The organism is Elusimicrobium sp. An273 (genome assembly GCF_002159705.1).
GTDB classification, from domain to species: Bacteria; Elusimicrobiota; Elusimicrobia; order Elusimicrobiales; family Elusimicrobiaceae; genus Avelusimicrobium; species Avelusimicrobium gallicola.
Map to the genome: position 1 here is coordinate 85,893 of NZ_NFJD01000001.1, position 18,943 is coordinate 104,835.

21 protein-coding genes and 2 tRNA genes are annotated in these 18,943 nt (G+C 51.2%); 20 read left to right on the forward strand and 3 right to left on the reverse strand.

What is annotated here, in order from left to right:
- Positions 1 to 129: 129 nt before the first annotated feature.
- The 3 genes from B5F75_RS00410 (at position 130) to B5F75_RS00420 (ending at position 674) form a co-directional block, all read left to right on the forward strand.
- Complete coding sequence (locus B5F75_RS00410; RefSeq protein ID WP_087286282.1) at positions 130 to 471, forward strand: MerR family transcriptional regulator; 342 nt, start codon at positions 130 to 132, stop codon at positions 469 to 471.
- Positions 472 to 508: 37 nt separating this feature from the next.
- Positions 509 to 583, forward strand: a tRNA-Pro gene (locus B5F75_RS00415).
- Between the two features lie 15 nt (positions 584 to 598).
- Positions 599 to 674 (forward strand) — tRNA-Pro (locus B5F75_RS00420).
- A gap of 369 nt (positions 675 to 1,043) precedes the next feature.
- Here B5F75_RS00420 and B5F75_RS00425 read toward each other — a convergent pair.
- Complete coding sequence (locus tag B5F75_RS00425) at positions 1,044 to 1,262, reverse strand: HTH domain-containing protein (RefSeq protein WP_087286284.1); 219 nt, start codon at positions 1,260 to 1,262, stop codon at positions 1,044 to 1,046.
- A 201-nt stretch (positions 1,263 to 1,463) separates the two neighbouring features.
- Here B5F75_RS00425 and B5F75_RS00430 point away from each other — a divergent pair, with 201 nt between their 5' ends.
- The 5 genes from B5F75_RS00430 (at position 1,464) to B5F75_RS00440 (ending at position 4,691) form a co-directional block, all read left to right on the forward strand.
- Entirely contained in the window at positions 1,464 to 2,744 is a 1,281-nt protein-coding gene (locus B5F75_RS00430) for a hypothetical protein (protein WP_087286286.1), read from the forward strand.
- A gap of 15 nt (positions 2,745 to 2,759) precedes the next feature.
- Positions 2,760 to 3,659, forward strand: coding sequence for a hypothetical protein (locus tag B5F75_RS00435; RefSeq protein ID WP_143351212.1), 900 nt, complete (start codon positions 2,760 to 2,762; stop codon positions 3,657 to 3,659).
- Positions 3,652 to 3,813, forward strand: a complete 162-nt coding sequence (locus B5F75_RS07335) for a hypothetical protein (RefSeq protein WP_158093728.1) — start codon at positions 3,652 to 3,654, stop codon at positions 3,811 to 3,813. Before B5F75_RS00435 ends, B5F75_RS07335 begins: the two co-directional genes overlap by 8 nt.
- 38 nt (positions 3,814 to 3,851) lie before the next feature.
- Positions 3,852 to 3,995: a hypothetical protein gene (locus B5F75_RS07780; RefSeq protein WP_425130001.1), complete on the forward strand. Its 144-nt coding sequence runs from the start codon at positions 3,852 to 3,854 to the stop codon at positions 3,993 to 3,995.
- 210 nt (positions 3,996 to 4,205) lie between these two features.
- A complete protein-coding gene (locus B5F75_RS00440) occupies positions 4,206 to 4,691 on the forward strand; it encodes a DUF4424 family protein (RefSeq protein WP_255375225.1) in 486 nt (161 codons plus the stop codon).
- 425 nt (positions 4,692 to 5,116) lie between these two features.
- Here the strand turns inward: B5F75_RS00440 and B5F75_RS00445 are convergent, their stop codons facing one another.
- Together B5F75_RS00445 and B5F75_RS00450 are read right to left on the reverse strand one after the other, a co-directional pair.
- A complete protein-coding gene (locus B5F75_RS00445; RefSeq protein WP_143351213.1) occupies positions 5,117 to 5,782 on the reverse strand; it encodes an SMI1/KNR4 family protein in 666 nt (221 codons plus the stop codon).
- Complete coding sequence (locus tag B5F75_RS00450) at positions 5,731 to 6,672, reverse strand: hypothetical protein (protein WP_087286297.1); 942 nt, start codon at positions 6,670 to 6,672, stop codon at positions 5,731 to 5,733. The genes B5F75_RS00445 and B5F75_RS00450 overlap by 52 nt, the downstream gene beginning before the upstream one ends.
- 64 nt (positions 6,673 to 6,736) lie before the next feature.
- Between B5F75_RS00450 and B5F75_RS00455 the strand changes: the two genes are divergently transcribed.
- From B5F75_RS00455 to B5F75_RS00510, 12 genes are all read left to right on the forward strand, one after another.
- Entirely contained in the window at positions 6,737 to 7,675 is a 939-nt protein-coding gene (locus B5F75_RS00455) for a hypothetical protein (RefSeq protein ID WP_087286302.1), read from the forward strand.
- Between the two features lie 358 nt (positions 7,676 to 8,033).
- A complete protein-coding gene (locus B5F75_RS00460) occupies positions 8,034 to 9,017 on the forward strand; it encodes an AAA family ATPase (protein WP_087286304.1) in 984 nt (327 codons plus the stop codon).
- A gap of 18 nt (positions 9,018 to 9,035) precedes the next feature.
- Complete coding sequence (locus tag B5F75_RS00465; RefSeq protein ID WP_087286307.1) at positions 9,036 to 9,926, forward strand: DUF58 domain-containing protein; 891 nt, start codon at positions 9,036 to 9,038, stop codon at positions 9,924 to 9,926.
- Position 9,927: 1 nt separating this feature from the next.
- Positions 9,928 to 10,836, forward strand: a complete 909-nt coding sequence (locus B5F75_RS00470) for a hypothetical protein (protein WP_087286310.1) — start codon at positions 9,928 to 9,930, stop codon at positions 10,834 to 10,836.
- A complete protein-coding gene (locus B5F75_RS00475; protein ID WP_087286314.1) occupies positions 10,833 to 11,960 on the forward strand; it encodes a VWA domain-containing protein in 1,128 nt (375 codons plus the stop codon). The genes B5F75_RS00470 and B5F75_RS00475 overlap by 4 nt, the downstream gene beginning before the upstream one ends.
- Position 11,961: 1 nt before the next feature.
- A complete protein-coding gene (locus B5F75_RS00480; RefSeq protein ID WP_087286317.1) occupies positions 11,962 to 13,005 on the forward strand; it encodes a VWA domain-containing protein in 1,044 nt (347 codons plus the stop codon).
- Positions 13,006 to 13,014: 9 nt separating this feature from the next.
- Complete coding sequence (locus B5F75_RS00485) at positions 13,015 to 13,674, forward strand: tetratricopeptide repeat protein (protein ID WP_087286319.1); 660 nt, start codon at positions 13,015 to 13,017, stop codon at positions 13,672 to 13,674.
- A 4-nt stretch (positions 13,675 to 13,678) separates the two neighbouring features.
- Complete coding sequence (locus B5F75_RS00490) at positions 13,679 to 15,493, forward strand: BatD family protein (protein WP_087286322.1); 1,815 nt, start codon at positions 13,679 to 13,681, stop codon at positions 15,491 to 15,493.
- Positions 15,490 to 16,212, forward strand: a complete 723-nt coding sequence (locus tag B5F75_RS00495; protein ID WP_087286326.1) for an SH3 domain-containing protein — start codon at positions 15,490 to 15,492, stop codon at positions 16,210 to 16,212. The genes B5F75_RS00490 and B5F75_RS00495 overlap by 4 nt, the downstream gene beginning before the upstream one ends.
- Positions 16,213 to 16,224: 12 nt before the next feature.
- Positions 16,225 to 16,782 carry a D-sedoheptulose 7-phosphate isomerase gene (locus B5F75_RS00500; protein ID WP_087286329.1) on the forward strand — a complete coding sequence of 186 codons (558 nt, stop codon included), beginning with the start codon at positions 16,225 to 16,227 and terminating at the stop codon, positions 16,780 to 16,782.
- 3 nt (positions 16,783 to 16,785) lie between these two features.
- Entirely contained in the window at positions 16,786 to 17,238 is a 453-nt protein-coding gene (gene rpiB / locus B5F75_RS00505) for a ribose 5-phosphate isomerase B (RefSeq protein WP_087286330.1), read from the forward strand.
- Positions 17,239 to 17,277: 39 nt separating this feature from the next.
- Positions 17,278 to 18,942 carry a glucose-6-phosphate isomerase gene (locus tag B5F75_RS00510; RefSeq protein ID WP_158093730.1) on the forward strand — a complete coding sequence of 555 codons (1,665 nt, stop codon included), beginning with the start codon at positions 17,278 to 17,280 and terminating at the stop codon, positions 18,940 to 18,942.
- Position 18,943: the final 1 nt, after the last annotated feature.

Genomic DNA, 18,943 nt, shown 5'->3' on the forward strand with positions numbered 1-18,943 from the left:
AAATGCCCCGGATGATAATCCGGGGCATTTTTATGGGTGCCGCGAGCCCCTTCTGCCCGACACCGCCCCGATAACTTATTTTTAGAAAGCCCGCCGCCTAGGCAAAAAGCAATTTGATATAATACATGTATGGGATTGGAAGAAATTGAGGAGAAGGATTATTTCTCCATCGGCGACGTAAAACGCATTACCGGGGTGCCGGAGTATTCCATACGCTACTGGGAGGCCGAATTCGGCCTGATTCGCCCCATCCGCCTGGAAAGCGGCCACCGCCGCTACACCAAAGAAGACGTCTATACCATTCTCAAAATTAAAGATTTAATCTATAAACACAAGCTCACGCTGGAAGGCGCCAAAAAGCAGCTCTCCAAATATCAATTCCCGGCGGCAGGCCGCGGCGAAAAGCCCCGCACGGACATCAAACTTCTGACGGAAATTAAAGAAACGCTGGAAGATTTGCTAAAAGAATGATAAAATATATGTGTAGCCGGTAAACGGCTCATATTTTCGGGGAGTGGCTCAGAGGTAGAGCGCTCGCTTGGGGTGCGAGAGATCGCGGGTTCGATTCCCGCCTTCCCGACCATTTAAAACTATTTATCGGGGCGTAGCGCAGATGGTAGCGCGCACGGTTCGGGACCGTGAGGTCGTGGGTTCGAATCCCGCCGCCCCGACCATTTAAAAAGACACTTCTTACGAAGTGTCTTTTTTGTTGCCTGTGCGGCTTGAGTTCCGTCGGGAAATTGCCTCCGTTTTTATACATCGCCGTCCTAGATACCTTTTAGAGATACAGAAAAAAAGGCCCAAACTGGGCCTTTTTCTCTAACTGGCAAATAGAAAGGACCCAATGTTGATTTTGTAACAGGAATCTATTTTTAGTTTTCTCATATTTGCAGTCCGCAGGCGTTTTGATATAGAACGGGGATTCTTCGGGTGCGCTTAAACTTTATGCCGCAGAAAATCCAAGGATCGTTGAAAATTAGCCCCTAAAGGAGCGATGATACTTTACATCGCGAGCCACCGGGAGGCTTCCTGTTCTGTTAAATTCATTTTTTAAGAAAAAAGCCTTCTATAAACTTATATACGCCGGTAGCCGCTTTGAACAACGGGAACCCGCCCGTTTCAATATCTATCAAATCCCGCTGAATCGTACGTTCGGTTACTTCCAGCTCACGGGCCTCTCGCCGAATGTTTATCCCCTCTCCGTCCAACCTATTGAGCAAATATAACAAACGGTTTAATTTTTTAAGGTTCCGCTCTTTCATAAAATGTGTTTAATCCTATATTTGCTTATATCATACCAACATAAATGTTTTATTGCCAACTTCTATTCATAAGCTTCTAAGGATTTGACTTTTATAATTATTTTATAGTATAATATATATTATTATCCTACCTTTCTATTTGTCTTTCCCTTCAAAAAGATGTTTCCCCCTCTGTAGTATATACCCACCTAAGGAGTTCTTATGAAAACCTACCACACACGCCGCAATACCGAACCTTACCAAACAATGGAATACCAAAACGAACTACACAAGAATCCTCATATAGAGGTTTTGTACTCCGATCCCCCTCAGTTACGAGTAAACGGGGAAATTATTCCCTGGCCGCAGGGGAAAACACCCGAAGAAGCATACCAGGATTATTTAGAGAGAGAAAGTAAGTCCGTACCTCTTAATCAACTATCAGAAGAAGAACTCTCTCCGGCTGAAGAACAATATTTTGTTCGCCAGCAAGAATATTCCTTACATCCCTTGCGCCAGCAGTATTTGCAAGACCGGTTGAAACAACTGGACTATTTGGACCGCCAGCAAGCCCTCCAAGATGACTTTACCACCCGCATGTACGGGAAAAAAGATTACTCTAAAGAGCAGAAAAAAATTCGGCAGGAATTGCAGCTAGGTTCTACTCCCCAAAAGCGCCAAGCAGAAAAAAAATTCTCTTGGCAAGATTTACAAGCTGGCAGGCGTTCTCAACTACCCGGCACCCAATCCCCCGCGAAACGGTTCTGGGATATTGCGGACGAACAGACTGGCCAGGAAAATTACCCCAACACCCCTACCGCCGTCAGTAAAGAAATCAGCCGGTATAAACGTGAAAATCCCAATGAGTATGCTTCCTATTTGAAAAAATGGCAAGACGACCAAAAAAGCTGGCAGGAAATAGACCAGGATATTCAAGACGGCACTCTATCCAAACAAGATATTTCTCCCGCTCAATGGGATACCATTTTAAGTAAAAGCCAAAAAGAATTAGACGACAAACAAGACCCTCAAAAGAACCCAGAGCAAAAACCTTACTGCAATATCTATGCCCGCAACAGACTTCTTCAAAAAGGTATTTATATGGCGCCCGACAAAAATGCAAACCAAATGATTGAAGATATAGATAAAAAAGGTTCCGGCTGGGAGAAACTGCCTAAAAAAGTAGACGCGCAGGGCAATCCTACCGGTAAATTAGACCACCAAGAAGCCCAACGCCGAGCCGAAGCTGGCGGCACGGTGGTGGCCACCTATCACAATCCCAATAATGCCGAACACGGACATATCGCACTTGTGAACGCCGAAGCGGGAATGAAACGCTCCGGCAAATGGGGCGGAGAAGTTCCTTCAGTAGATGGATATAATCCAGACACTAAACAAATAACCGAGGGAGGCTCTCTAAGCGAACAGTTTAGTACGCCGCGGGAACCCCATATGGATTATTATGAATACACGGGCCCTGAAAAAGAAAAGGAAAAAGAATAAATGTATAATAAAAAAATGAAACATTTATTTGCGCTATTTTTGCTTAGTGTATGCTGGTTAAGTGGGCAGGCCGATTCCCTGCCCACCAATCAGGAGGATAAACCCAAATACACAGAAGCCGTCGTTTATTCCCGCTTTCGGGGGTTTAATATGCCTAAGCCCGATGAAAACAACGCCTATGTATTAGGAGAATTTACCTATGGCAATGAATGGACGGATTACTTTATAAGAGAAAATAATTTATATTTTAATTGGTCCGGGACTCTTTATTTTCATCTTATTCCGGCAGATCCCTTTCCTATCTTGGAAAGTTTTCAATTGTGGCAAGATAATTACCAAGAATTTGAGAAACAATTTTTAGCAGAATTTGCCGTCCCGCATTTAGACGGAAAGAATTTTTCGCTTCCATGCGGAAAAAATTCCTCGGTAGAATTTATAAAACAAATCAAAAAGGGTGCCCCCGGAGAAGAAAGTGACGTATTCTACAAAGTCATCTGGCATAAGGACGGGAAACAACATACGTTTACCCGCGAAGAATGCCCCGTCCCGGTGATAGATTTTCCGCCCGGCCAATTTGCTTATTGCGACGAAAATATACTCTATTACGACGGCTTTGACGATTTTCCATGGCCGGGAAGAAATAAAGCCCGGCGCGGCATTTTCTTTTGTGATTTGCAAAATCACACCCGCGGGGCTTATGCCGCCACCCCGTACGAAACAAAAGAGAAATCCGCCCTTTATCCTTACAATCCCATCGGAATACCGGGCACAAATTGGATTTTTTATTTACAGGATTCCGACGAATCTCCCCGCAAAAGCCAGCTTGTGGTGCGTCCCAAACTAACACCGGCGCAAGCGGAAAAAGCCGCCCAAGAATACCAAAAGTTTATTCAAAGTAACACTAAAAATGAATAAATTATTGTTCATTCTGCTCCTTTTTCTTTCCTGTATGTCCTCCCGTGCCAACGACTCCGCCGGTTATGTGTTGCCCACGGGCGGCGTGGTGTTTGAAAAACAAGACGGAATTAAAATGAAAACCGAAGCTCTCTATATCCGCCGGGGCAGATAGAAGTAAATTATCTGTTTGAAAACACCACAGACAAAGACATTACCACCCAGGTTTTCTTCCCCCTGCAGCCTATTGCGGCGGTAGCGGATTATTATGGATATACCCAGGAAACCTTACACCAGTTTCATTTCAAATTGTGGGTAAATGAAAGCCTAAAAAATATCAAGCCATTTTTAACCTAAAACAAGGCAAACGCGCTGTACCTGCAGTGGCTAATTCTCTGTGAAAATACCCGGAGGAAGGGCTGAAAGAATCTTTATTTCACGAGCGTGTATCAGCGATGAAAGAAAAAGACCGCCAACTATTAATAGACGGGAATTTCCTGCACTGGGGGCAGCGTATTTCTTCCCAGTAAAGAACCGGGCGACTACGAAGAAGCCGAGGGCTGGACGATTACCGACCGTGAGGAGGATTTGTGGACAAAAGAAATTTCCTATTTTTGGGTTCAAACTTTTCCCGCCGGCAAAACCGTGCATATCCGCCACACCTATACACCTTCTGCCAAAACCACCAATACGGGTATGCCTTTTTCCTCTTGCATCAACCCCGACACATGGGACTACCAGGATTTCGTCCGCATTCCGACTCCGACGGGCACCGACCACCTGTGGGATAAGTTAGAAGCCCAGCACTATGTGGAATACATCCTCACCACCGCCAACAACTGGCAGGGGTTTATAGATGATTTCAACCTGCTGGTGGAAAGCCCGCTTAAAAGCGTGGGCTGTTTTGAAGGCCATCCTTTCTACGGTGAGAAGTATTTTGCGCTTAGCCGCAAGTATTTCTACCCGGAGAGAAATTTGTCGGTGGATTTCTTAGAAAAGGGCACTATCCCGTCCTCTTACAAACCTGCAAGCGATCCGGCCTCTTCTGCGTAAACGGCCCCGCCAATATGCGCAAGGAGCCCAACGGAGAAATTGTCGGAGAAATGAAAGACGGCACCTATGTTTGGGTCTGGCCCGGGGAAAAACAAGGCAACTGGTATCCTGTTTTGCAAAATAATTTACAGGGATATACACACAAACAAAATTTAATAAAAGTATTTTAATCCCTGTTTTTCCCTGTTCTAGGGTGTAGGGAATGTATATGCAAAGGCAAAGCCTCCGTATAAAATAAGCGGGGGCACTCAGCTTTTGCCCACATACAAAGGGCAACTTTTACGGTTTTTCCCTGTATTTTGCCTGATAAACAGGGATTTTGCTTCCCCGTTCTTACACCCTTTGGCAGTCCGCACGCCGTGCCCGACCATTTAAAAAGACACCTTTTCCAAGGTGTCTTTTTTGTTTATCTATGCAAGGTTCATCTATTCAATTGGAGTTGTGGGTTTGGACGGGTCAATTTGATGGCCTTTTTCATCAAACAGTGTGTATATCCTCTCTATTTCGGAAACTATCATTTCATCCAGCGAATTCCATGATTTAAGAGGGGTTGCATCATAGCATTCGCAATAATACACTTTGTCATCCGTTGTATTCAAATAAAGTTTGGATCCGTCATATTTATAAGTTCCAAAAAAGAACATCGCCGGTGATGAATTCTTGGGCCTGCCATACTTCTGGATATCTTCAACATTAAACGGATACCATAAATCCAAATCTGATCTGTTGTATGATGTTCTGCAACCATGAAAAGCTAATGTGCAATTCATGATATCAAAGCCATTGGCGACATTCACCAAAAAATCTTTGTATATTTTCGGAATAGCTGTTCCCAAGCTTTTTTCCAAGTTGCATATTTCGGCTTCCGTAGCGCATGGATACATAACATTCAACCACGCAAACTCGGCAATATGGGGCGCTTTCCCTATCAATAAAGCCCCGTTTTTAGAATGCTCCACCCCCAGCGGGGCGTAACGCATTAATAATTTTTCTAATTTTTCTCTTGTCATTGATTGAATTTCGTGTCTTGCAAAAACTTTTACGGAACCAAAACTATTTCTTCCACGCCTTCCACCGTGCAATCTTTCCACAAGTTTTGCGGCGGGAGCCGGCGGCCGTCTATCACCTGGGGATCCCCCAGCATTTTTTCCAACGCCAACACCAAATCCATATAATGCCCGGCGCCCATTTCCGCAAACACCACATCATATTGGTTCAGCGCCGCCGCAATGTTTTGCAGCATGAACCGGCTCCGCGCCAGCCCGGCAGCATGATTCAAGCGGTAAAAAGGCGTTTTAGTTACCCACTTTTCGGGATAAATGTTCATGAGGTCTTGGTAGAGGCGGATGAAATCGGTTTCAGCAAAATTTTGTTTGTAATACTTTTTAAAATAAGCATTCAGACGTTTTTCGGTAAACAGTTCGCCCCACGCGGCATGGTGATCCCGCTTGGCATACGAAGCAATTGCTTCCGCGGGCGTAAACGGCTGATCGGTTTCCCGGGCGCGGCCATACCCATCGCGAATCATCCACAGCATTTGCCAATCCTCGTACGAAAATCCGTTTTCTTTGGCAAACTGCCATTGTTTTTCAAGTGACAGATCGGCCCGCACCAGCGGGATTTGCCATTTGCCGCAGAGCGCGGCGGTATAGCTGTCCTCCGCTTCCGTGCACGGGCCGCCAAACACTTCTGCGGGCTCCCGCTCAACCAAAGCCACCTGTGGGGCATACACGTCAAACGCATATTGCACGGACGGCAGAGACTCCGCCCCATGCCGCGCCGCCAATAGTACCAGTTTTTTATCCCCTTTTTGATACACCGTCAAGAAAGGAGGGGTCGGGAACAATTCATATTTTTCCTGGTGAAGCTCTCTGCGCGCGTCAGACAAGGCGGAAAAATCCGCCGTAAACGGCTGCGCCGCCGCGTAACTGCACAAAAAAAGGCTAAAAATTTCCCAAATAAATGTATGCATTTTGACCATATTTCAAATTTAGCAATCCTGCCCCAACGTGTCAACAAACGGCTTTTTTGCTACACTATGCATAATGAAACTAAAAATCAAAAATTCTACCCTCGCGGCCGCTTCACCGCTCTACATTTTTGTCTATATTCTCCTCGCGCTCATTGCGTTGTTTGTATTGCAGTGGCTGCTTTCCCACCTGCAGCCCGTAACTGCCGTGTGGAAGGATTTGCTGGCCTATGCACGTGGGAAAAGCCTGCTTTCTTATGCGTTTATTTACATTTTCCCGTGGTTGGCAGGGCTGTGGGTGGTGCTCTTTTTCTGCTCCCGCGCGACACGCTGGAACAAAGCCCGCAAAACAAACCCCATTGTCTTTTTGTCGTTTGAAGAAACGGGCGTTCTGTTGGGCCACAAAAACCCGCGGGCCGACCGCTGCCTGCCCTACGCCGAAACGGATTTATCCGTTTGCCTGCCGGTATTCGTTACCTATAATAAATACGGCCAAGCATTCGCGCACCTGGCCGAGCTGGAAATAGCCTTTTCCCAAACGGGCAAAACCTATTCCGTCCGCCATAAGGGCAAACTGCCGTTTGTACAAACCTTGCTGGATGAAGGCAAAAAATTCCGCACCGCTTCCGCCACGGTTCGGCGTTTGGAAACCGATAAATTGCCCAGCCAAAGCGAAACCAATTTCATTCATTTCTTGGAAGAACAGCTGGAAAACCACCGCCGCTACGGGCAGATGCTGCCGGAATATCCGGCCCCGCGGGCCGTTTGGCTGGTGTTGGGGCTGACGTGCCTAGCCGTGATAGAATGGGGCATAGGAATGGCGTTGTCCGTTTTTCTCAAAACAAACGCAAGCCCGGTACTGCTGGCGCTTTTGTGCGTACTTGCGGCGGGGCCGCTGGTTTGGGCGGTGTGGAATATCCAAAGATACCGCGCCTTCCGCGCGGCAAGCCAAAAACTGCAAACGCTAAAAAACGCCTCTTCCGCGGCAGAAGGAGGCACTGCCACGCGCTTTTAGTTGCAGCCGCCCGTAAGAGCACATTGAGCGGCGCGGGCAAAATTTGCCCTTGTATTTTCAGTTCAATTCTTACATAATATAAAAGTTATTTTACGCGGGGGTTTTATGACTTCTGACCTTTACAAAAATATCCTGCCCGCCGCCAAGGGCGAAACCGTCTGGCAGGGCAAATGCTATCTGGCCCGTCGGCTGGCGGCGTTTTTCGGCCGAAAGTAGCCGGCCGCCTGTTCTACTGCATACGGGTTATAACCCTTTTTAACCGCACCCGGGAGCTTTCCTGCGGGTGCATTTTTTTATAATATAGGGAAAAGAAACACCGCCGTTTGGCGCCGCCCCAGCAGGCGGCAGGAGGGGGATTATGGATATCACGACACTTAACAAACAAGTCCAGCAGGAAAGCATTTTTTTGCAAGATTTAAAAAGAGAAGTAGGCAAAGTTATTGTGGGGCAGGAAGCCCTGTTGGAAAAAATGCTGGTGGCCTTGCTGGCGGACGGACACATTTTAATTGAAGGCGTGCCGGGCCTGGCAAAGACCTTGGCGGTCAAAACGCTGGCCCAAGCCATTCACGCCCAGTTCCAGCGTATTCAGTTTACGCCCGATCTGCTCCCCGCCGATATTACCGGTACGCTTATTTTTAACCCCAAGGACGGTTTATTCTACCCCAAACGCGGCCCGGTGTTTTCCAACTTTGTTCTGGCCGACGAAATCAACCGCTCCCCGGCCAAAGTGCAAAGCGCCCTGTTGGAAGCCATGCAGGAACGCCAGGTAACCATTGGCGAGCAAACCTACAAACTGCCTTCCCCCTTTATGGTCATGGCCACGCAAAACCCGGTGGAACAGGAAGGCACCTACCCCCTGCCGGAAGCGCAGGTAGACCGCTTTATGCTCAAGGTGCTGGTAACCTATCCGACCAAAGAAGAAGAAAAAATGATTTTGGAACGCATGGCCTCGCACCAAACCATTGAAGTAAACACCAACGTAACGCCGGAAATGATTTTGAAAGCCCGCGCGGTAACGGACAGCATTTACGTGGACGATAAAATCAAAAATTACATTGTGGAGCTTGTTTTCGCCACGCGCGACCCCAAGGCCGCCGGCTTGGAAAAACTGGCCTCTTTTATCGCCTACGGCGCCAGCCCGCGTGCCACCATTTTCCTCACGCAGGCCGCCAAGGCCTACGCTTTCTTAAACGGCCGCGGCTACGTAACGCCGGAAGACATCAAAGCCATCGGCTTAGACGTGCTGCGCCACCGCGTGCTTTTGTCGTACGAAGCCGAGGCGGAAAACATTTCTTCCGACCAAATCGTCAAACAAATTTTTGACGCCGTGGACGTACCGTAGTCCGCCTAGGGGGTAGCCGTGGATACTGCGGAAATTTTAAAAAAAGTACGCCAAATTGAAATCCAGACGAACAAATTGGTGTCGGAAACGTTCGCCGGGGAGTATTTAAGCGCGTTTAAAGGGCAGGGAATAGAATTTGCCGAAGTGCGCGAATACACACCGGGGGACGACGTCCGCTCCATCGACTGGAACGTAACCGCACGCACCGGCGTACCTTATATTAAAAAGTATAACGAAGAGCGCGAGCTGACGCTGATGATTGCGTGTGACGTGTCCGGCTCCCAAAAATTCGGCTCTTCCAGCAAACTCAAGCTGGAAGCCGCCGCCGAATTAGCCGCGCTGTTTGCCTTTTCCGCCATTCAAAACAGCGATAAAGTGGGCCTCATGCTGTTTTCGGACAAAGTGGAACTGTTTGTTCCCCCCCGCAAAGGCAAAAAACACGTGCTGCGCCTCATCCGCGAGCTGGTGGCTTTTGAACCGCAGGACACCGGCACCAACATCGGCCTGTGTTTGGAGACACTGTCCAAAGTCATCAAACGCCAGGGAATTTTGATTTTGATCTCGGACTTTTTGGCGCCGGTATCGTCGTTTTCCAAACCGTTCAAACTGGCGGCGCGCAAGTTTGACTTGATTCCCGTCATCGTACACGATAAGCTGGAAACCCGCCTGCCGCCCGTAAGCGCCTGTGTGGACGTAACCGACCCGGAAACGGGGGAAGAAGATTTCTTGTGTCTGTCTTCGGGCGAGATCAATACCGCCCTGGACGACTACGCCCGCACCCAGCATTTAAATTTGCAGGCTTTGTTTAACCCGTATAAGATTGAGCCCATCCGCGTGGATACGGCCCTGCCGCCGGCGGATCCGGTCATTGCATTTTTTAAACAACGCGCCAAAAAAATCAGGAGATAGCGTGAAAAAATTTCTTTTGCTTTTATGTATTTTGTTTGCGGCGCCGCTGGCCCGGGCGCAGGAAATCAGCGTAGTGGAAACCCGCGCCGCCGAGTCGGTGCCGTTTGCCCAGCCGTTTGCCCTGCAGTTTGTGCTTTCGCACACGCCGGGATATCAGGTAACGGTGCAGGAGGAATCGCTCTCCCCCCAGTTTGAAATTACCCAAGTTTCTTCGGCCGACAATTCCCCCGGCACGGTAACGTATGATTTTACGGCCCTTCCTTTTGCCTTGGGCAAAACCACCTTTACCGTTACGTTTGAGCTGTCGCAAGACGGCAAGCCGCTGGCGCAAACCAAACAGGAAGTGTTTATCAACGTCCCCCGCGCCCAAACCTTCGACGACCCCAACCTGCGGGAAATCCGCCCGCCGCACATTCCTTCGGGCTGGCTGGCGTGGCTGGTGGCCCTGCTGTTGCTGGGCGCGCTGGTGTACGTGTGGCGCTATTGGTACAAACGCCTGCACGAACGGGCCCGCACCATACGCTTGGAGCAAGACACCCGCCCCGGCAACGTCATTGCTCTTTCTAAAATAGACGCCCTGCTGGACAGCGGCCTGTGGGAAAACCAGCAGTATAAACTGTTCTATATTGCCCTTTCCGATATTCTGCGCGAGTACCTGTGGCGGCAATTTCATATAGACGCCTCCGCCGACACGACGGCAGAACTCTTGCGCCGGGTCAAAAATATGCCCCAAATGGCGCAGCTTATGTACCAACTGCGGGACTTTTTAAGCTCCGGCGACTTGGTAAAATTTGCCAAAGCCGTCCCCAGCCAGCAAATCCGGGATAAAGACGTGCAGCTGCTGCGGGAAATTATTATAGAAACCTCCCCGAAAGAACTGGCCCCCGAGGCGCCGAAGGAGGGCGTATGATGATTTTTTTCCTGGCCAGCGTACTGTTTTTGTTATTGGTGCTGGCGGCCAATTTGTTTATTAAGCGCGCCCCGCAGGCAAGGGCCGTATTGCTGGCGGCGGCCGCCTCGCTGGCGCTGGTAAGCCTAGCGGGGTTGCTGTTTGTGCGCTGGTCGGGCGGCCACGCGGAATTTCTGCGCCCGTGGGCGTTTCTCTTTTTGCTGGTGCCGTTTGCGGTACTGATGGCGCAGACGGTTTTCCGCGGGGCGTTTACCCGCCGCATCGCCTACCCGATGACGCACCTGAAAGTGGAGCAAGCGTCGCTTCGCGTCTTGTTTACCAAATGGCTGCCGCTGGGGCTTTACACGCTTTCTTTGCTGTTTATGACCGTGGCCCTCGCCCGGCCGGTGCGGGTGGACAGAACCGTCCTGCCTCCCACGGAAGGGATTGATATCATTTTGCTGATGGACGTTTCGGCCTCTATGCAAAAGCAGGATTTTTACCCCAACCGTTTTATTGCCGCCCAGCAAACAGCTTCCCGCTTTATTTCCAAACGCTTTAACGACCGCATTGGCCTGGTGGTCTTTGCCAAAGAAGCCATGCTCCAAGCCCCCTTAACCCTAGACCACGAAGCCCTGCAGGAATACCTTTCCACCTTATACCTGGGCATTGTAGACCCCAACTATACCGCCATTGGCGACGCCTTGGGCGTGGCGGCCAATCACTTAAAAGACAGCAAAGCCAAAAGCAAGGTGATTATCCTGCTGACGGACGGCGACTCCAACGCCGGCACCATTGCCCCGCAAATGGCCGCCAAAGCCGCGGCCGCGTACGGCATACGCGTCTATACCATCGGCACCGCCAGCGCCCCGGGGGAAAGCCTCTATTCCAGCGCGGAGGACGAAATCAACGAAGGGCTGCTGATGGAAATTGCCAACACCACGGGCGGAAAATTCTACCGCGCCAAAAACGAGGCGGAACTGACCCAAATTTACGATACGATCAATGAACTGGAAAAAACGGAATTCGCCCCCAGCTCCACCGTCAACCGCAGCGACGCTTACCAGCCGTTTTTGCTCTTGGCGCTGGCGTGCGCGTTTGCCGCGTTTGTATTAGAAAAAGTATTTTTTATCAAGGTGCCTTAATATGGAATTATTTGCAAAACCGATTTTTTTACTGTATTTGATTCCCGCCCTGCTGGCGGCGGGGCTGGCGGCCTGGCTGGGGCTTAAGCTCAAAAACCGCCTGATCAGTATTTTGTTCGGCCCGCTGGCATATGCCAAGCTGACGGCCGGGCTGCGCCCGGTAACGCGCTGGCGCGGGGTGCTGTTTTTCCTGACGTTGTTTTTCTTGTTTGCGGCGCTGGCCGGCCCCCAATGGGGAACGGAAGTTATTGAAGCGCAGGGCACGTTTGCCCAAACGGTTATCGCCGTAGACGTATCGGCCTCCATGCGGGCGCAGGACTTAAAGCCCGACCGGCTGGATAACGCCAAAAATATGCTCCGCATGCTGGTAAGCAATTTAAAAGACGAGCGCATCGGCGTTTTGGCCTTTACCTCCCAAGCCTTCATTCAGTGCCCCATTACGACGGACGCCGACGCCCTGACCTATTTCATTACCTCCCTGCAGCCGGACATGCTGCCCGTGCCGGGCACGTCTTTAGCCGCACCGGTACAGCTGGCGGCGCGGATGCTTTCCAAATATCCGGGCCAAAAAGCGCTTATTTTATTAACCGACGGGGAAGACCACTCCCCCGATGAACTGAAAGCCGCTCAGGAAACCGCCTTAAAAAACGGCATCCGCATTATTGCCATCGGCATCGGCACCAAAGAGGGGACTCTCATCCCCAGCCGCACCGATTCCTCCGGCCGCGTGTTGGAATACAAAAAAGACAAGGAAGGCAAAACCGTGGTTTCCAAACTGGACGAGAACACCTTGCTGGAATTAGCCAAGGCAACGGGCGGGGTCTATATTCCTTATACAACGCCCGCTCAAGTGGCCGCCAAGGTGGAGGCCGCCGTCAAGGGGCTGGATCGCTCCGTTTCGCGCACGGCCGCACGGGCCGCATACAAAAACCGCTATGCCTTCCCGCTGATTGCCGCCATGCTGTGCTTGGCCGGCTACCTGCTGTGGCCCCGCGGGCGCAAACCGGCGGAGTCCAAAGAAGAAAAAGAGTCTCAAAAAAGGTAAAATAAGTATATGAAGAAATTTGCCTGTCTGATCCTGCTTTTGGCCGTCAACTCCGCCTATGCCGGAGTACGGGCGGACTTGCGCCAAGGCGGCAAATTGTATGAAAACAAAAAATACGGGCAGGCCCTTTCCAAATACAACGAAATTTTGCAGGAAAACCCCAAAAACGAAGACGCTTCTTTTGGGGCCGGCGCGGCGGCCTATTATTTGAAAGACTACCAAGCCGCCGAAAAATCTTTTGAGCAAACCGTCCAACAACAAGGCGAGCTGGAACAAGACGCCCTTTTTAACCTGGGCAACGCCTACTATCGGGCCGGCAATGTAAAAGAAGCCGAAAAAGCATACCGCCAGGCCATTGTCAAAAATCCCAAAGACAAAGAAGCCATTCACAATTTGCAAATTCTGCTCCAGCAGCAGCAAAACCAGCAGAATCAAAATAATCAAAACCAACAAAACCAAGATCCCAATTCGTCCAATCAGAACCAGCAAAACCAGAACGATCAAGGCGCCTCCCAAGACCAACAGGATCAGCCCTCTCCTTCCGATTTGCAGGATCAAATGGATAAAACCGATGCAGACCGCGTGATGCAAATGGCCCGGGAAAACGAATACAAAAAACCCACTCAAACCGGTTCTGCGCAGGGAAGCAGTGTAGAAAAAGATTGGTAAGCGTATGAAAAAAGTTTGTTTATCTGTTTTATTTTTCTTTTTTGCCGTATATGCCGCGGCCCAAGTGTCCATTACGGCCCGGGTGGATAAAACCGCGCTTACTTTGGACGACGAGCTAACCCTTTCGGTAGAAGTCAAAGGCGCGGCGGGCAATATGCTTATGCCGCAGTTGCCCAGCCTGCCCGCGTTTAACGTGTATTCGCGCGAAGTGGAACAAAACACCGTCAACGGCAAAACAACCACTTTCTTCCGCTACGTCATGCTGCCGCGCTTTGTGGGCAAAGCCACCATTGGCGCCATTCGCTTTACTTATAACGGAAAGACCTACACGACCGACCCCATTACGGTAAACATCTACCGCAATGCGCAGGGCGTGCAAAGAACCCAGCCGGCCTCGTCCACCGCCCGCGTGGCATCTTCCGGCAATTATGATTCCGCCGCCGTCAAACGCCCGGTGGAAAAAGCCGACCCCAATTTGCCCCCGCTGGAGCGCAACCTGGCCAATCAGGCCTATGCCCGCGGGAATGAAAACTATTTTTTAATTGCTGCCGTCAGCGACGAAACCCCCTATGTAAATGAAGCGGTTACGCTGGCCGTACGTTTTTATTACAACCGCCCGTTTTACGACGCGCCCTACCAAAAGCCGACCGTTTCCAACATTTTTATGGAAGACGCCGGATCCTCGCAGGGGACGCAAAGCATCGGCGGCGTTTTGTACCGCTACGAAGAACAGCGCTACCAGCTGACGGCCCCCACCGCAGGCAAAGCCACCATTGGGCCGGCGTCCGTACGCTATATGACGGGCTCCTCCCCGCTCTCCGCTTTAGACCGCCTGTTTGGCGGCTCGGCGGTCAGCGCCGAAGAAACCGCCCAGTCCGCCCCGATTACGCTTCAAGTGCGGGCCGTGCCGGCGGCGGGAAAGCCCAAATCGTTTTACGGGGCGGTGGGTTCCGGCTACACGATCTCCGCCCAGGCAGACCGCACCCAAGTGGAAGCGGGCGAAGCCGTCAATTTAACCATCACCGTCCAGGGGCCGGGCAATCTCAAATCCACGGAGGATTTGGAACTCCCCTCCTTAGACGGCTTTAAAACCTATCCCGCCCAATCCGTTTCCGACACTTCTTCCGCCGGCGGCAGTGTAAAAAGCTACAAAATTTTTAAAGCGGTTTTGGTGCCGTCTGCCTCCGGGGTATATACCATTCCTTCGGTAAAATGGTCTTATTTCAACCCGGCTACCGCCTCTTATAAAACGATTCATACCGAACCGATTACTCTTCAGGTTTCCACCTCCACCAAGACAGACCGCGGCTTTGACTTTGGCGCCGCCGCCCCTACCGGAAGCGGCTTTCAGGCGCTGGGGCAAGATATTGCGTACTTGAAAACTTCTTACGCGCCGGAAGATTCTTTCCTGGAAAAAATCAGCGTTTGGAAAACCCTCAACTGGATTATGCTGGGCCTGCTGGCGGCCAGCGTGCTGTTTGCCTCTATCGGGCGCAAGTCGCTTGCGCAAAAGCGGGCCTACGGCGTGGCCAAAAGCCAGCTTAAAAAAGCCCTTTCGGACGAAGCCGTAGCAGACGCCGTGGCAGACTATTTACAGCAAAAACTTAAAATCAGTACCGGCAGCCTGCCGCTTCGCTCTATTGTCAAATCCCTGCAGCAGCGCGGCATTACGCCGGCTACGGCGGAAGCGTTTTCTTTATTGTGGCAGCGGCTGGAAACGGCCCGTTTCGCTCCCGGCACGCCCGACGCCCAAAGCGCGCAGGATTTGGCCCGCCAGGCGCTGGATATTTTGAAACTGATGGAGGAGGAAGCCCAATGAAGCGTTTCTTGGCCTTGACCTTGTTGCTGGTAAGCGTTGCATCCGCCGCGTGGGCGCAAACCGCCTTAGAACAGGCCGAAAATTTTTACCGCCAGGGCAAATTCTCCGCCGCCTTAGGCATTTATGAAAGCGAACTAAAAAAAGTGCCCAACGACCCCTATCTTTACTACAATATAGGTAACTGCTATTTTAAGATGGGCAGCCGCGGCTTGGCCATTGCCAATTATTACCGGGCCTTCCGCTTGGCGCCGCGCGACGCAGACATCCGCCACAACCTGACGCTGAGTTTGAGTTCGGTGGGAGAGCGGCTGGTGCCTTCCGGCGTGCCGGTTGTTTTGCACCAAGCGTTTTACAGCCTGTCTTACAGCGAGCTGAAAGGGTTGCTGTTTGCACTGCTTTGGCTCTTTTGTGCGTTGGCCAGCCTGTGGCTGTTAAAACGCAAATGGGGGCGGATGCTGGCGGCAAGCGCCGTTATTTTGCTTTTGTGCGCCGGGTGGTTTTATTTACGCCACACTCTGCAGGTGGAACACTTGGCGGTGATTGCGGCGCCGGTGGCCGAAATCCGCAGCGGGCCGGGCACCAATTTTCCGGCCAGCGCCTCTTTGGCCCAAGGCCACCTGATTACCGTGGAAGACGCCAAAGACGAATGGTACGAAGTCATCGTCAAATCCCAGGGGCTGAAAGGCTGGGTGGAAAAAAGCGCCGTAGAACAGATTTAACGCGAGGTGTGTATGTTTGTCAAACAACAAGCCGACGAGCTGATTCAAGCCGTTACCTATGTGAAGGAAAACCTGGCAGATAAAGTGGAAGAACTGGCTGCCAAAGTGGTGGAAGCCTTTAAAAGAGGCAACAAAGTGATTTTGATGGGAAACGGCGGCAGTGCGGCGGACGCGCAGCACATTGCGGCCGAATTTGTGGGCCGTTTTAAAAAAGAGCGTCCCTCTTTGCCGGCTTTGGCGCTAAATACCAACTCCTCCACGCTTACCGCCATCGGAAACGATTATTCGTACGATGTGGTTTTTTCCCGCCAGATTGACGGCTTTGCCAAAGAAGGGGACGTTGTCATCGGCATTTCCACCTCCGGCAACAGCAAAAACGTGTATTTGGCCTTGGGAATGGCAAAACGCAAAGGCTGTTTTACCGCCGCTTTTTTGGGCAAAGACGGCGGCACCATTAAAGATATCTGCGATTTGCCGCTTATTGTAAACGTCAAAGATACGCCCCATATTCAGGCCTGCCATATTTTTATGGCGCATTGTATGTGCGACTTGGTAGACCAGGCCTACTGATTTATGAAAATAGCGATTGGTTGCGATCACGCGGGATTCCCGCTAAAAGAAACCGTGAAAGAGACGGTAACCCGCCTTGGACACGAAGTGATAGACTGCGGTACTTTCAGTACCGAACGCGCCGACTACCCCGACTATGCCGACAAGGTTGCCAAGCTGGTGGCCTCCGGCCAGGCCGACCGCGGCATCTTGCTGTGCGGCAGCGGCGTAGGCGTGTGCGTAACCGCCAACAAAACAAAAGGCGTGCGGGCCTGCGTCTGCCACGACGCGTACAGCGCCAAACAGGCGGTGGAGCACGATGCGTTAAACGTGCTGTGCCTGGGCGCGCGCATTATCGGGCCGGCGTTGGCCGAAGAACTGACCCAACGTTTTTTAAGCGCCTCCTTTCTGACGGGTTCCCGCCACGAAGGCAGGCTAAATAAAGTAAAAGCGATTGAAAACGCAAATTTTAAATAAGACTGCAAAGTCTTAAAATAAGAAAGGATGATGAAACTTATGAACACACAAGCAAACCCCATGGCCGAAGGAATTATCAGAGAAGGTGAAATCAAGCTGGAAGGGCTGGATTTCAACACCAAATTCTGGGCCAAGGATCCCACTCTTTGGAAACACGACAAAGAGCATATGGAATTTATCGTTAAATTCTTAGGCTGGCAGAAAGTCTACGACTGGACGCTGGAACGGATAGACGAAGTGTTGGCTTTTGCAAATGACGTAAAACAAAATTTCAAACACTGCGTGATTATGGGTATGGGCGGCTCGTCCCTGGCGCCGGAAGTGTTCCGCACGGTTTTCGGCAAGCAGGACGGCTGGCCGGAACTCATCGTTCTGGATACCACCAACCCGGACTGGATCGGCGCGGCCCGCGCCCGCATCAACCCGGCGCAGACGCTGTTCATCTTCGCCAGCAAATCCGGCGGCACGGTGGAACCCTCCTCTCAATTTGCCTACTTCTTGGATGAAGTGAAAAAAGCCGGCGTCAAAGAACCCGGCCAAAACTTCGCCGCCATTACCGACCCGGGCACCGGGCTTGTGGCTTTGGCCAAAAAGCATAATTTCCGCAAAGTATTTTTGAACCCGGCCGACATCGGCGGTCGTTTTTCCGCGCTGTCTATGTTTGGCATTGTGCCGGCCGCCATTATGGGCGTAGACGTCAAACGCCTGCTTACCGTGGCCAAAGAAGAAGCCGCCACGTTCGGCCCCGACGCCCCGGTAAAAGACAACGCCGCCGTGAAATTGGGCGCATTTATGGGCGCGTGCAACGTCAATCACAACCAAGACAAACTGACGCTGCTGACCCCGAAAGATTTTGCCACCTTCGGCTTGTGGGCCGAACAGCTGGTGGCCGAATCTACCGGCAAAGAAGGCAAAGGCATCGTGCCAGTGGCGGGCGAAACCCTGACGCCCAACTTTGACTACCGGGAAGACCGCCTGTTTGTGCACCTTTCCACCGGCAGTGAAGACGACAAGCGCGTCAGCGCCATTGCCAAAGATTTAGCCGAACGCGGATATCCGATTTTGACCATTTTTATGAAGGATATCTACCAGCTGGGCGCGATGTTCCTCTTGTGGGAAATTGCCACCGCTGCGGCGGGCGCCATTTTGGGCATTGACCCGTTTGACCAGCCCAACGTGCAGGAAGCCAAGACCTTAACCAAAAACATCTTGGCCAAGCTGGAAGCGGGCGACATCCCGGCCGAAGTATCCGCGCCGATTTTGGTTTCCGCCGACATCGCCGACGAAGTGAAGTTGGACACGCTCTCCCAAGATCTTTACTCGCTCTTGGAAAGCAACGACTATGTGGCCATTTTGCCTTATGTCTACCCGTCCGAAGACGTGGAAAAAGCCCTGTTGGCCCTGCGCGATAAAATTATGGCCCGCACCAAACGCGCCGTACTGTTTGGCTTCGGCCCGCGCTACCTGCACTCCACCGGCCAACTGCACAAAGGCGGCGGCAACAACGGCGTGTTTTTAATCCTCTCCGCCGATCCGGCCAAGGACATCAAAATCCCCGGCCAGCACTACACCTTCGGCCAGCTCTGCAATGCGCAGGCGTTGGGCGATTTTCAGGCGCTGCAAGCCAAAGGCAGACGGGTCATTAAGCTGCACTTAACCCAGCCGCTTTTGGAAAGCATCAAAAAAATCAGCAGCTTGTTCTAAT